Raw genomic sequence first — 14509 nt, 5'->3', positions numbered from 1 at the left:
ACATTGAGCGTCTTACGCAGGTTGTTTAGATGCTAAGCATTCAGTGAATGATGAATAACTAACGCCTAAAACAGTTTACTCGCTCAAATAAGACGACTATCCATAGTCGCCTCACAATATGATTTTTCCAAATCTTATTTTTTAAAATCAATAAGGACACCTTTTATGAATAAACAAAGCATCCACGATCGTATCGACAGCCTACGTCAGGCGTTGGTAGCACAAGATCTGACCGCGATTATCGTACCGTCTGCTGATCCGCATTTATCTGAGTATTTGCCAGAATATTGGCAAGCGCGCTTATGGTTATCAGGATTCACAGGCTCAGTCGGTACGCTCGTTGTTACCGCTGATTTTGCTGGATTATGGACGGACAGCCGCTATTGGGTACATGCCGCTGACCAATTAGAGGGTACCGGTATTAGCTTAGAGAAGCTTGCACCGGGTCAGCCGAATCATATTGATTGGCTCGCCGAGCATTTGGCTGAGGGTGATAGCGTGGCAGTCGATGGCAATGTATTGTCTATCTCTGAGCAAGATAAATTGTTAAATGCCTTTGATGCCAATGATATTACGTTAATCACTGAGCGTGACGTATTGACAGAAATATGGAGCGATCGTCCAGCGCTACCTACTGCCAGTCTATATCAACACGATGCGCAGTTTGTCGCGCAGTCTGCTACCTCAAAACTTGCCGCTGTACGCGCAGGTATGGCTGAGGCAGGCGCAACCCATCACTTGCTTTCAAGCTTAGACGATATTGCTTGGTTGACCAATTTACGCGGCGCTGATGTTGACTATAACCCTGTGTTTTTGGCACATATGCTTATTAGCGAACATGACGCGACATTGTTTATCGATAATAATAAAGTCAGTAGCGAGATAGCACAAAGCTTAAAAGACAGCGGTATCACCCTTGCTGATTATGATGCTGTGCAAGATGCGTTGGGCACATTGACTGCTGATGACTTATTGCTATTAGACCCAAGTAAAGTGGCAGTAGGTACGTTATCTAAAATGGGCGATAGCATAGGTTTTATTGAGCGAATGGCGCCAAGTACGTTGCTAAAATCAGTTAAATCTGACGCTGATATCGACCATGTGCGTGAAGCCATGCGTCAAGATGGCGCGGCATTAAGTGAGTTTTTTGCCGCATTTGAGCAGCGTTTAGCAAACGGTGAGCGTTTAAGCGAGCTGGACGTCGATAGTATGCTCATCGAAGTGCGCAGTCAGCAGCCACATTATGTATCGCCAAGTTTCCCGACTATCGCAGGCTTTAATGAAAATGGTGCGCTGCCGCATTATCGCGCAACACCAGAAAAATTTAGCTACCTAGATGTCAATGAAGGCGAGGGTGGTTTATTACTCATTGATTCAGGCGCTCAATATCAAAACGGCACCACAGACATCACCCGTGTGGTCGGTATTGGACAGGTAAGCAGCGAACACAAACGTGACTTTACCACCGTACTCAAAGCCCATATTGCCTTAGCAAAAGCGCATTTCCCTGATGGTATCGCTTCACCACTCATCGATGCGATATGCCGTGCACCATTATGGCAGGCACAGATGGATTATGGTCACGGTACTGGTCATGGCGTTGGTTATTTCTTGAACGTCCATGAAGGTCCACAAGTGATTGCTTATAGTGCCAGCATGCCGAAAGAGCGTGCGATGAAAGAGGGCATGATCTCAAGTAATGAGCCAGGTCTATATCGTGAAGGCAAATACGGTATCCGTATTGAGAACCTTATGGTTAATAAACGCGTTGCCCAACCAGTAGAGACGGAATTTGGCGATTTTCTTAATTTTGAGACCGTTACCTACTGCCCAATTGACACCCGTTTAATTGAGTCATCATTATTGACTCAAATTGAAATTGATTGGTTGAATAATTATCATAGCCAAGTCTATGCAGAGCTAAAAGACCGCGTTGAAGGTGCGGCACTTGAATGGCTGACTGAGCGTACTAAGGCTATCTAAAGTAAACGCTCATATCGACGAATCTAAAATGAAAAAACCCCCGTAAAGTTTACGGGGGTTTTTTAGTACTAGGAATTTGTTACTAAGGATTTATTGCTAAAGGGTGATGCGTAGGACGCAGCGTTTAGCTTTTTTTAGACTCTTTGTCAGTTACTGCTTCATCTTCGCTTAGATTTTGAGTCACTTCAGCACGCAACCAAGATTTTAAATTCTCAGACATCAGCATCATTTGCTCACTGAGATAGTCATCAATTTGCATTTCCAGCTCACGGATCATCTCTTGATGCGTGGTACTCAGTTTTGCATCTTTCAGTGCCAGTTTGATGGCGGCGCTGGCTTTGTCGTTGACCGCTTTTATACTGTGGTCGTCATTGATATGCTTGTCATTAGCGACATTAGCATGTTCACTGATGGTTTTGTTCTCAGAGCTAGATTGCGTCGCAGCCGATTTTTCAACATTTTGGTTTTTTTCAACCGTGTTATCAATGCTGAGCGATTCTGAATCACTCGCATCGTTGGCATTCATAGCAATCGTTTTATCAGCAATATTCTTCTTCTCAGCGGCTATTTGCTCAGTTTTCTGTTGTTCTTTTTGCGCGGTATCTGCTGCTTCTTTTAATCTAGCACTTTCTTTTAATCTGGCATCCTCTGCCGCTTTTACTTTTTGTTGTTCTTCTCGCTGCTGTTTTTCTGCGGTCGCTTGCTCTTCGGCCTTTTTGTCAGTAATGGCTTTAGCGATGGCTTGCTCCGCTTCATGGTTTTCGTAGAGCTCATCGATGTGGGTATCCAAATCATGAGTATTAAAGACAAAGCTTTCAAATGGGGTATCGTTTTGCAATAAGGTGGTGATGTCTTTTAGCTCTTGGGTAATTGCTGCGCGAATAGGTTCAGGCGCACACGTCCAGCGCTGGTAAAACTGATGGGAAAATGAGTAGCTTGACATGGTATCGTCCATAAATGTTCCAAAAATTACCCCTTATCATACGCAAATACGATAAGGGGCTGCAAGTGGATAAACGTAGCAAATCTGACACCAAGGTTACAACGACCGATATGGTGAGTGTTATACCTTAATGATTCACCGGCCAGCGCGCAAATACTAACGAGCCATTGGTACCACCAAAGCCAAAGCTATTGGATACGGCATACTGTAGGTTTTCAACTTTGCGCGATTGGTTGGCGACATAGTCGAGGTTACAGTTGTCTTCCACATTGTCCAAATTAATGGTGGGTGGCACATGCTGATGCTGTAGGGCAAGGACGGTGAATATGGCTTCAACACCACCAGCCGCACCAAGCAAATGACCCGTCATCGATTTGGTTGAGCTAACCAAAATGCGGTCTTTAATTGGGGCAAAAACGGTTTCAATAGCAATCGATTCAGCGACATCACCCGCAGGGGTGCTGGTGCCATGAGCATTGACATAACCAACACTCGATGGCTCAATGCCTGCATCATTTAGGGCATTACGCATCGCTCGTGCCGCACCGCTGCCATCTTCAGGCGGTGCTGTGATGTGACTGGCGTCATCACTCATCCCAAAGCCGACCAGTTCAGCGAGTATGGTTGCACCGCGTGCTTTGGCATGAGCGAGGCTTTCTAGTACCACCATACCCGCGCCATCACCGAGCACAAAGCCATCACGGTCTTTGTCAAAGGGACGCGACGCCTTGGTCGGTTCGTCATTGCGAGTTGAGAGGGCATGCATGGCACCAAAACCTGATATGCCAAGTGGGCTTGAGCCTTTTTCACTACCACCTGCTAGCATGACATCGGCGTCACCATAAGCAATCAGACGTGCAGCGAGACCCATCGCATGGGTAGCGGTGGTACAAGCCGTCGATGTCGCAAGGTTGGGACCCTTTAAGGTATGTTTAATGGCCACTAAGCCTGCTGCCATATTCACAATAGAGCCAGGAATGATAAAGGGCGAAACTTTCATAGCGCCTTTTTCTCGTAGCGTATCGCGACTGTTTTCAATGGTTTGGATACCACCAATACCTGAGCCTAAAATAATGCCGAATCGCTCTTGATCGACATTTTGTACAGGTGCATCAGCAGCACTTACTTCATCGATAAAACCAGCGTTCTGTAATGCCATACTAGAGGCGGCAATACCATAATGAATAAATTCATCATAGCGTCGCGCGTCTTTGGCATTCATATACTGCTTGGCATCGAAATCCTTGACCACGCCAGCAATTTGAGCGCGATAGCCAGTAGCATCAAAATGTGTAATTGGCGCGATGCCGCTATCACCATTGAGCAGCTTAGTCCATGAGCTATCGACGTCGAGTCCCAAAGGTGTCAACGCACCCATACCCGTAATTACGACGCGCAAGTCATCGCTACGCTCATAGTGCGGTAGTTTCTGACGCGGTTGATGCTCTGCTGTTGCGCTAGCATCATTGGTAGCTTGATCAGTAAGTGAACTGCTGTGTTGGCTCATGCGATATATCCTGTACTTACGAGTCCTAAGAGGAGGGTATTTCAGAATTCATTATAAAACACATAAGTGCACGTGTGTAAACTAAAATTTGACCAGTCAGGCAAAACAAACCTGACCCAAAACCACGCCTTTACTGGCGCCAGTGACCGCTGGTAAGTTACCCGTTTCGCCTATTAGTGTTTGGCGTGCGAGCCATGCAAAGGCGACGGCTTCGACCCACGCTGGATTCAGTCCTAAGCTTGCGGTGGTCTCTACTGTGCAATGGGGCAGATGCGCTTGCAAGCGAGTCATCAAATAATCGTTTAATGCACCGCCACCGCAGACGTAAACCGAGCTATTTTCATGAGCATTAATAAACATATTAATTTGCATGCTGGCACTCATCGCTGTCAGCTCAGTGAGCGTTGCCTGCACATCCGCTGACGAATAGCGAATATGGGCAGATGCCTGATCGAACTTTTGCAGCTCATCCTGTAGCCATGCTAAGTTAAAATCTTCGCGCCCTGTACTTTTAGGATAGCTTTTATGAAAAAAAGGATGTTCCAAAAGCTGATTAAGTAGCGGCTCAACCACTTGTCCTGACTGCGCCCATGCGCCGCCCGCATCATAATCTTTTTCGGTATGCAGTGTTGTCCACGCATCCAACAATAAATTGGCAGGACCCGTGTCATAACCAATCACAGGACTATCGCTTGCTGGCAAGACAGTGATATTGGCAATACCGCCTAAATTTAATAACACGCGCGTGCTATCAGGCGTGGCAAATAACGCTTGATGAAAAGCTGGAACCAACGGCGCTCCTTGTCCACCAACTGCCATATCGCGGCGGCGAAAATCGCTGACGACGCTAATGCCAGTACGCTCAGCAATGATATTGGCATCGACCAATTGCAAGCTAAAGCCCAGTTGCGGACGATGGCGTACCGTTTGACCGTGACAGCCAATCGCCAATACCGACTCTACATCAGTATTCGATTGCTGCAATAAATTATTGACCACCTCGCTGGCAAATTCAGCGTATTCTTTACTTGCCCAACCGAACCAGTCTAATTCGCTGTTTGGCTCACCCTCTGCGGGTAGTAATTCTTGAACACCATTAGGCTGGCATAAAGCCAATAACACTTTACGCAAACGCGGCGGAAACTCTTGGCTATGAGTTGCAAACAGTCGCATCGGTTGCTGTGTATCTTTTTCAGCACTACTATCACTACTAAACTGACAAAGAACCGCATCCATCCCGTCTAAGCTGGTGCCAGACATCATGCCGATATATAAGCCATCATCGAAATTTTCAAACACGGTTTGCTCGAGTGCATCGGTCAAGGTGGCATAGTTTAGATCTTCATTGATTTCAGCAAAATTATTGTTTTCTGTAAGCATATTAAGACTCAAATTATCAAATTAATTTAGAATGAATATTATAGAAATATAGTAAAATCAAAACTCAATCAAAAGTATTTTTAGTTTTAAGTTGTTGATATAAAAAGGTTTAAATTATAGCATTGCTTAAAACTGTACCTATAATCAAAACACGATCAAATCTTTCTTTATGCCCAAAAAGGAACATAGCCTGAACGTGGATGATTAGTATCAGCAGGTTTTACTAATCCTTCATCAAGTGTCTGTTTTATAACTACTGAAGCTTGTGAAGAGTTTTTACTATCAATACCTAAGCGTTGACATAGCGTTGAGTTTTTCATCTTGTTACCACTAAGGAAACTTAGAACTGCATGTTGATAACAAGCTCTAACACGTTCATCGGGAGTCATATTAGCGAAACGCCTCGGGGCAAAAAGAGTGACACAAACAGCCTCCCCTTTTTCCTGAAAGTCTGGAGGTGGCAATTGATGTATCTCAGCTGCGGCAATGACCTTATCTATACCTGAGCCTTACTCCTCACAAATACCCATACGTCTAGTCAAAGCAGCTAGACGTTCGTTACGAGAACGTGGAGGATAATCAATAAACCTTCTAGGTTCGATTAATGGCTTACCAGGATTTGTAATTTCTAAACGATCAGAAAACATTTCTACCATAGGACCTGAACCTGTGACAGTCATATCTTGATGAATTAGCGCATTAGCAACTAATTCACGTATAGCTATCTCTGGATACAAAGGTTCTTCTTCTCTAAAAGCCTGACCAATATGTTCATTTCTAGGAAGCAGATTATCTATATATTGAAGTAATCCCTGATAGCCACTAGCATAACCTTTATCTCCTTCTTGACGGTTTACCACTTTGGCGGCACGGTTATTACCATTGTATTGAATGAAGCGCACTGCTTTCCTGGCAATTGACAGTGAAAAGACTTTTAAACTTTTAGCAAGTAAAATTGCGCCTAGGTTAGTTATATTCCAACGCTCACCAACATCAACCATAATAATGGCATCTGCTTGTAGTTTTTCTAGAATACCTTTTCGATTGTCAGGCAAGGGTTGTTTAGTCAAGTCAAAATAACTAACGTAGTCAAGCTTTTGTAAGACTTCATCACTAGTTTGAAATCCTGCAGCTGTACCAGACTCCCATACATAAGATTGTATCTTTGTCCATAAAGAACTTAGCTTAGCAGGATGATCTGATAGCTTCGGTGTTGCGCTGCCGATACGGATATAAGCGGTTTGTTCAAATTCTAAAGGAGAGGTTGTTGTTGCAGGTATTGTCAATAAAACTAAGTTATGACCTTCATAGTCTATAGTCTCAAACCTAAAATCTAAATTTGGTTTTAATCGTTTAGTTAGCCAAAATATTAAAGGTTCTCGACTTTGAGTCTGGATAAAGGGTTCAAAATTGGTGCCTAAGGCTTTGTGAGTATCGTCTTCAATACCCCATAGCAGATAAGCGACTGGCTGATCCAATAGGCTAGCTGCATTTGCTAATGCAGAAATTTTTTTACCGATCATGACAGCATCATTATTATTGTGCTTAAATTCAATCCAGTCCTTTTCCGATTGCTTAGTTAGTAAATCATTAATTATAGCGTATGTACGTTGTGTGTTCATTTTCTCTCTCATAACGTGAATAGTACTCAAATATTAAATGAAAATCCGTTCAAATCTTTTTAGGAGCTCAGAGCTTTGATAATAATAGCTTCACATAGAAATACTAAGAGTAGTTTTAGTTATAATCAAAACTAGATCAAATCTTTTAACTTTTAGCTTATCTGAATAGATTCTAGCTGTTCTTACTCTTCTATTATATAAATAGAGATGAATTTCCATGAAATCATATTTGGCGGCTTGGTCATGGCAATTTACCTTAAAAAACGCTAGTATATCTCTCAAATTCTAACATCTTTTACTGGCTACGAGATTCTAAATAGCCCAAACGCGTTACCCTTTTAATAAAGACAATAAAGAGAGCATCATGACCACGCAAACCTACACCCTAGAAGAACAGCTTGCCCTAATCCAACGCGGTACACAAGAAATCCTATCTGAAGAAGATTTGATTAAGAAGTTAAAACTGAATCGCCCGCTGCGTATCAAAGCAGGCTTTGATCCCACTGCGCCTGACCTACATTTGGGTCATACCGTGTTGATTAATAAACTTAAGCATTTTCAAGACTTGGGTCATGAAATTTATTTTCTAATCGGTGATTATACTGCCAAGATTGGTGACCCTTCTGGTAAGAACAGCACCCGTCCGCCATTGACCGATGAGCAAATCAAAGTCAACGCACAGACTTATGCGGAACAAGTTTTTAAAATTTTGGATAAAGAAAAAACCAAGATTGTCTTTAACTCCGAATGGTTCAAGGATATGTCAGCGGGTGACATGATTCAGCTTTCTAGCCAATTGACCGTCTCACGTATGCTTGAGCGCGATGATTTCTCTAAACGCTATGCCGCGCAAACGCCAATTGCTATCCATGAGTTTCTCTACCCATTGGTGCAAGGTTATGACTCTATCGCGCTAAAAGCGGACGTCGAGCTTGGTGGTACTGACCAAACCTTTAACATCCTAATGGGGCGCACCCTGCAAGGTCGCTATGGTCAAGAGCCACAAGTTTGTATCACCGTACCAATCTTAGAAGGGCTAGACGGTGTTAATAAAATGTCTAAGTCTCTTGGCAACTATGTCGGCATTTACGATGCACCGGGCACCATGTACCAAAAACTGCTGTCAATGCCAGATACCTTAATCCGTCGCTACTTTGAATTTTTAAGCTTTAAGCCAATGGAAGAAGTCGAAGCGTTAATGGCAGAGATGGAAAACGGTCGCAACCCACAAGAAATCAAACGTATTCTTGCTGAAGAATTAATCGAGCGTTTCCACGATGCCGATGCTGCTGCCATTGCGCACAAGTCAGCAGGTAACGTATTAGCTGATGGTGAACTGCCTGTTGATTTGCCAGAAGTGACGCTAGATTTGGAAGGTGCTGAGGCGCTATTTATTACTCAAGTACTCAACCAAGCTGGATTGGCTAAAAATAGCTCATCAGCTAAAGATATGATTAAGCGTGGCGCAGTAAAAGTAGATGGCGAAGTGGTCGATGCTGGCTTTAACTTAACGTCGGGTCAAACGGTCGTTATCCAAGCGGGCAAAAAGGCTTATGCGAAAGTGACGGTTGCTTAATAAGTGACTGGGACAAGCTATTGGTATTAAAAGTAAGGTCGACATTGATTGTCGACCTTACTTATTTTGCGATATGAATATACTTCGGCAGTATGTAATTCGTACATTTATAATAAAATTTAGGATTTGAAAATGACTCAAGCCATTCCCCAAGGCATTTACCGCCATTATAAAGGCAGTCTTTATCAAGTACTGCATACGGCTCAGCATTCAGAAACAGAAGAACTGCTAGTGGTTTACCGTTGCCTATACGGTGAGTATGGCGTGTGGGTACGACCATTAGCGATGTTTACTGAAACTGTTGAAGTTGATGGTAAAGAAGTACCACGGTTTGAATTGATTAAAGCGCTCGTGGAATAATTTAAAATAACAGGTAACTTATAGATGCAAATACATAAAAATAAAAATGTACCTTTGTTATGGCAGCTATCAGTACTTATAGTCCAGTTCGTTATTTACTTATTTATCAATTGGTTAGATGTTTATCTCAATCAAAAACCGCCTATTTCATCATCAGATAAGCTTTTTTGGGTAGTCATCGTTCCTATTACTTGGCTTGTCTATATGCTCATGTCTTATCATTATTCTCATAAGCTCTTGCGGGCAGTTCTCCAAGGATTACTACAGACGCTGGTTTCTTATGCCATCGTCATTGCTAGCGTACTAGCTTTTTATACATGGACTGGCGGCTCATTTTGAGAATTTGTTAATGTTTGATTCTTAGCTGACGCTTCTAAAAACCCTTTTAATACTTTATAAAATCCAACAGGCTCATCCATTGGTATCGCATGACCTGAGCGCGGCAACAGCACTTCAGTGGCGTTAGGTAGCATCTGGGTGGTTTTTTGCTGCCACTTAGCATCATATAGCTTAGAGTGCCCGCCAATCAGATTAACCACCGGAATGGTCACCCGCTCTAAAGCGCCGCGAAAGTCGTATGGCAATGTTAAATAAGCTTGTAAACAGCGCATCTTATGATGCCAAATACTATGATCATAAAGCGCAAGTTTGGGGTCATTCTTGTAGGTCATTACTTGTATAAAGGCTTTTGAGCGTGTGCGGTTGACGGATAATAGAGAAAACAGTCGTTCAACGTCCGTTGCACGGCGTTTTAGAGCAAACGGTAGGTGGGTAAAGCTTTTTATTTCAGCATAAGGTAAAGTTTTCTCAATTACTTCGTGAAAGATATCGAATACTTCTTGCTGCCGCGCACCAAACAATCCACCTTGCCAATCAGGCTGATTATGGATAGCAGGACTTTGGTCAATATTCAAATAACGGCTGACTTTTGCGCTGCCATAACGCTCAAAATACGCCCACATCACTTGTGCGCCCATCGAAATAGCGGCAACAGGCAAGGACTCTATATTGCGCGCTAAGCAAATTTGCTCAATGACGACACTGATATCATCGGCATACTGGCGCACAAAATCAAACTGGGTGAGGTCGATATTTTTTGCAGCGCCAAATCCTCGTAAGTGCGGCAGGTAAAAGGCATACTTGCCAACCAAAGGTAAAATAAATGGCAAAAACTCACGCGCGTCCATACCATAAGCATGCAGTAATATTACAGGTTTGCCACTGCCTATGACTGACACTGGTAGCAACGTACCATCAGTTAAAGTGATATCAATCGTTTTCAACTGGTAGTTAATAGGCAAGTTGATTAAGTTTTTCTTCATAAGGCAATGTACCTTGTTTTCATTAAGCGGTTTTACCAAGTCGATTGAGCCAAAATGTATCGTAGCAAAAGTCTTTATCTCATTTCTAAAAGACTGCTATATTAAAGTAGGTAATTAACCATAGCATAAAAACTGTTTAGGGTTAAAAGCAGTTGAGTGGTAAAAGTAGTGACTTGTCATAGACTTTGACCAATCGAATCAAACGTCAGCAAGTAAAATATAAGGATATCAGTCTATGGGCAAGCTGACGTTACCATTGCTTGATAGCAGCCTATATCCGCAAATCTGGCAGCAGCAAACCTTGCTCAATCCGCAGGCGCTATTACTAGCGATTCTTATGGCAGAGGAGGTGCCAGATGCTGATGCTTTCACAAAGCAGCTGTTAAAAAATGATACTTATCAAGACTGGATTAATAGCAGTGTATTTGGGCGTTACTTGCAGCGTAATTTTACGGCGTTCTCTCAGCAAACAGAAGACAGTTTCAATAGTGATATGCCTTTGCTGTTTCGTCAAGAATTGATGCGTCACGCGCAGTATTTACCGCTAGGTCAGGTATTGTTTTTTGCAGGGGATTTACCAAAAAGCGTGCGCCAGATAAAGACTTTAACCACAACTGTTAATCCCGCCACTGCCGTGATTAATGCGCAAAAGCTGAGTAGGAAAGTTAGGATGAATAATCCAATTACCATTATCAATCAGATAGTGGTGAAAGGTAAACACGTATTGGGATTTCCGATACGCCATAATAAACGTACTAGCGAGCGCTTGCGCAATGAGGTATTGATTTTAGACTTTCAGGATTTGCGCTTGGTCAATGAGATGAATATAAGAGGCAAAAAAAGAAGCAATATAGATGAGACTATATTGCTTCGGTCTTATGAATTACGTTAATGAGCCAAACGGTCGGTTAAGCGTTTAAGAATCTTGCTTAGCAATCGTCAGCCCGTTATAAGTTTGCGCGACAGGCATCACTTCTAAACGATTGACGTTAATATGAGCAGGCGATTCAATCAGCCATAATAAAATATCGCCAATATCATCGCCGGTCATGGTTTTAAAGCCGTCGTAAACCTTGGCGGCTTTATCGTCATCGCCATAAAAGCGCACGTTTGAAAACTCAGTACCCGCTACATTACCCGGTTCAAGGTTGGTCACTCGCACTTGCGTACCGATGAGATCCGCGCGCAGATTTAGGCTAAACTGTTTGACAAAGGCTTTGGTCGCACCATAGACGTTACCGCCGAAGTAAGGCCAACTGCCCGCAATTGAACCAACGTTGATAATATAACCGCTATCGCGCGCCACCATCGCTGGCAAGACTGCATGGGTTAGCGCCATCAACCCTTTCACATTGGTATCAGTCATACGCATCCAGTCATCAAGATTTGCCTTGTGCGCAGGCTCTGTACCTAACGCTAGCCCAGCGTTATTGACCAAGACATCGATTTGACTAAAGTCAGCAGGCAAATCAGCAATGATTTGTGGGATAGTAGCCGTGTCACTCACATCCATCACCACAGGTAAAAATGCTTCGCCTAAAGTGTCTGCTAAAGCATTTAGTTTGTCTAAGCGTCTGGCACAGCCAATCACGCGATGACCATTGGCAACCAAACGCTCGGCCAGCGCTTTACCAAAACCTGCGCTTGCTCCTGTAATCAATACGTTCATCTTATATCCTTATCATTGATGTTTTGCACATGTGTCATGGGTGTTACGACGATAGCTAGTTTTGATTCATTTTTTTTCTTACTTGTTGAATAATTGCTTACCAAAGATTTTATCGCCCGCATCGCCTAAACCTGGGATGATATAACCGTGCTCATCCAAATGGCTGTCTAGTGCGGCGGTATAAATGGTGACGTCAGGATGTGCTTCATTGACCACACGTACGCCTTCAGGCGCGGCAACCAATACCAATGCTTTAATGTTGGTACAGCCATTTTTCTTTAGCATCTCGATGGTCGCAACCATAGATCCGCCAGTGGCTAACATTGGGTCAATGATAAGGGCTGGGCGTTTGTCCATATGGCTGACAAATTTTTCAAAGAACGGCACAGGTTGTAAGGTTTCTTCATCACGCTGTAAACCGACGACAGAGATTTTTGCTGTAGGAATCAAATCGAGTACCCCGTCCAACATGCCAATACCCGCACGTAAAATCGGTACAATCGTTGCGGTCTTACCGATGATTTGTTCACCTGTGATTTCACCGCACCAGCCTTGCATTGGGAAGGTTTCAATTTCAAAATCACGGCTTGCTTCATATGCCATCAAGCGTGCAAGCTCTTTGGTCAACGTGCGAAACTTATAAGTGCTACAGTCTTTTTCGCGCATAAGGCTGAGTTTATGACGGACTAACGGGTGATCAATGACGGTGATTTTTAAGTCGCTCATAAGGTTTCTCTTGGTTTTTGGTCTGATGCTTGCGCAGTTACTGCGGTTGCCATTAGTATAAAAGATACAAACACTTACTGCACTTCAACCTTATATCTATCTCACAAATAGTAAGCTTACTGCTTTGATAATAAAGTAAGTCAAGTATATTTATGGCAGGGTTGGTTTTATTTAAGCCGACTATGTTTGACTATAATAGCGCCCTAATAAATGAAGCAGTGTTTAGGCTTGCTATAATAGCAAAAAAACCGCTTTTCTGATGAAGAATCTTATGACTACACAACCATATCACACCCATAATAATACGCATCAAACCGATAATCGCTTGATATTATCTGAAGCCCAAGCAGCAGAGGTAGAAACGCATCCGTTCGCTCCCGTTTTACCACCTAATGCTACGGTAATGATGATGGGTACTTTTCCACCGACCGCTGATAAATGGGCAATGCCATTTCACTATCCAAACTTTTACAATGACATGTGGCGTATCTATGGTAGTGTTTTTTTTGATGACGTGGATTATTTTAGAGTAGGGGATGAGAAGCGCTTTGATCCTGAGCGTATTCGCGCCTTTATGTTCGAGCGCGGAATTGCTTCTTGTCCGACCGTCAAGCAAGCGATTCGTGAAACCGGCAATGCTTCAGATAAAAACTTAACGGTCGTCACAGCAGTTGACCTAGATAGTATATTGCCACAAGTGCCAAAGATTGAAACCTTATTTACCACAGGCGGTAAAGCAACAGAGGTGCTGCTTGGTTTATTAGCCAAGCCACCTGCTAAATCCAAGTATCCTAAGACCAATCAAAGTATGGATTATCCATATCAATGGCAAAACGATCACAATCGAAAAGTCGATGTAAATAATCTTACCTTATATAGGTTGCCTTCTACCTCACGTGCCTATCCTTTAGCCTTAAATAAAAAAGTCGCTGCTTATAAAGAATTCTTCAAAAAGATAGGCAAACTGTAAAGTTGCCATTTATAGAAAAGAGGCAAGCAGTTTTAAGGGAAAAAAGCTATCCTTGCTCAAAACCCCATACACTGCCATCCAGTTAAAGCAAAAGTAGCGTCGCCATTCTGCCAGTTTAGTCTAATCACCAAATTTATTTGAATTAAGCTAAAATAGCCCTTGACTAAAGATTCAAACCCTCTATAATACGCACCTCATTAAGGCAAAGCAGGAACGCTTATATGTGAATTACATATAACAAACCTGAATAACTTACTGAAACAAAACATAAAAAAGCTTGACAATCGAAATCATTATGATAAGATAGTCGGCTCGCTAGATAGCTTGACCCTCAAGGGTTTGAGACTAAACAGCAAGAGAATTACCCTATATATCAGTTACTGGACGACAGTGATTGAGCACTATTTAAAAGCATAACTAAAGAACAACTTGTGTGGATTTTTGCTGATTC

Annotated in this window: 14 protein-coding genes; 6 read left to right on the top strand and 8 right to left on the bottom strand. The window is 42.8% G+C overall.

Annotated features, from left to right (window positions below):
* The first annotated feature begins 165 nt into the window (after positions 1–165).
* Positions 166–1983 (top strand): aminopeptidase P family protein, encoded by a 1818-nt coding sequence (locus I3252_RS06310; RefSeq protein ID WP_238034583.1) that lies wholly within the window; start codon positions 166–168, stop codon positions 1981–1983.
* 124 nt (positions 1984–2107) lie between these two features.
* Here I3252_RS06310 and I3252_RS06305 read toward each other — a convergent pair whose 3' ends face one another.
* From I3252_RS06305 to I3252_RS06285, 5 genes are all read right to left on the bottom strand, one after another.
* Entirely contained in the window at positions 2108–2938 is an 831-nt protein-coding gene (locus I3252_RS06305; protein WP_109592086.1) for a hypothetical protein, read from the bottom strand.
* Between the two features lie 115 nt (positions 2939–3053).
* On the bottom strand, positions 3054–4433 hold the full coding sequence (gene fabF, locus I3252_RS06300) for a beta-ketoacyl-ACP synthase II (protein ID WP_269129646.1): 1380 nt from the start codon (positions 4431–4433) through the stop codon (positions 3054–3056).
* Positions 4434–4529: 96 nt separating this feature from the next.
* A complete protein-coding gene (locus I3252_RS06295) occupies positions 4530–5813 on the bottom strand; it encodes an anhydro-N-acetylmuramic acid kinase (protein ID WP_238034582.1) in 1284 nt (427 codons plus the stop codon).
* A 167-nt stretch (positions 5814–5980) separates the two neighbouring features.
* Positions 5981–6202, bottom strand: coding sequence for a hypothetical protein (locus I3252_RS06290; protein ID WP_238034581.1), 222 nt, complete (start codon positions 6200–6202; stop codon positions 5981–5983).
* A gap of 120 nt (positions 6203–6322) precedes the next feature.
* Positions 6323–7435 carry an RNA-binding domain-containing protein gene (locus I3252_RS06285; RefSeq protein ID WP_238034580.1) on the bottom strand — a complete coding sequence of 371 codons (1113 nt, stop codon included), beginning with the start codon at positions 7433–7435 and terminating at the stop codon, positions 6323–6325.
* A gap of 364 nt (positions 7436–7799) precedes the next feature.
* Between I3252_RS06285 and tyrS the strand changes: the two genes are divergently transcribed.
* The 3 genes from tyrS to I3252_RS06270 all read left to right on the top strand — a co-directional run bounded on the left by tyrS (position 7800) and on the right by I3252_RS06270 (position 9710).
* Positions 7800–9011, top strand: a complete 1212-nt coding sequence (tyrS, locus tag I3252_RS06280; RefSeq protein ID WP_238034579.1) for a tyrosine--tRNA ligase — start codon at positions 7800–7802, stop codon at positions 9009–9011.
* Between the two features lie 132 nt (positions 9012–9143).
* Positions 9144–9371, top strand: coding sequence for a DUF1653 domain-containing protein (locus I3252_RS06275; protein ID WP_238034578.1), 228 nt, complete (start codon positions 9144–9146; stop codon positions 9369–9371).
* Between the two features lie 24 nt (positions 9372–9395).
* Positions 9396–9710, top strand: a complete 315-nt coding sequence (locus tag I3252_RS06270) for a hypothetical protein (protein WP_238034577.1) — start codon at positions 9396–9398, stop codon at positions 9708–9710.
* Here the strand turns inward: I3252_RS06270 and I3252_RS06265 are convergent.
* Complete coding sequence (locus I3252_RS06265) at positions 9683–10693, bottom strand: alpha/beta hydrolase (protein ID WP_238034576.1); 1011 nt, start codon at positions 10691–10693, stop codon at positions 9683–9685. The two genes, I3252_RS06270 and I3252_RS06265, sit on opposite strands and share 28 nt — an antisense overlap.
* 235 nt (positions 10694–10928) lie before the next feature.
* Between I3252_RS06265 and I3252_RS06260 the strand changes: the two genes are divergently transcribed.
* Positions 10929–11585 (top strand): hypothetical protein, encoded by a 657-nt coding sequence (locus I3252_RS06260; protein ID WP_238034575.1) that lies wholly within the window; start codon positions 10929–10931, stop codon positions 11583–11585.
* A gap of 24 nt (positions 11586–11609) precedes the next feature.
* Here the strand turns inward: I3252_RS06260 and I3252_RS06255 are convergent, their stop codons facing one another.
* Both I3252_RS06255 and upp read right to left on the bottom strand, forming a co-directional pair.
* Positions 11610–12362: an SDR family NAD(P)-dependent oxidoreductase gene (locus tag I3252_RS06255; RefSeq protein ID WP_238034574.1), complete on the bottom strand. Its 753-nt coding sequence runs from the start codon at positions 12360–12362 to the stop codon at positions 11610–11612.
* Between the two features lie 78 nt (positions 12363–12440).
* Positions 12441–13088, bottom strand: a complete 648-nt coding sequence (gene upp / locus I3252_RS06250) for a uracil phosphoribosyltransferase (protein WP_045445969.1) — start codon at positions 13086–13088, stop codon at positions 12441–12443.
* Between the two features lie 403 nt (positions 13089–13491).
* Here upp and I3252_RS06245 point away from each other — a divergent pair, with 403 nt between their 5' ends.
* Positions 13492–14058 (top strand): DNA glycosylase, encoded by a 567-nt coding sequence (locus I3252_RS06245; RefSeq protein ID WP_345945880.1) that lies wholly within the window; start codon positions 13492–13494, stop codon positions 14056–14058.
* Positions 14059–14509 lie beyond the last annotated feature (451 nt).

The organism is Psychrobacter sp. Ps4, assembly GCF_022129285.1.
GTDB lineage: Bacteria > Pseudomonadota > Gammaproteobacteria > Pseudomonadales > Moraxellaceae > Psychrobacter > Psychrobacter immobilis_A.
The sequence above is the reverse complement of the archived record's forward strand: the minus strand, read 5'-3'. Positions and strand labels throughout refer to the sequence as shown.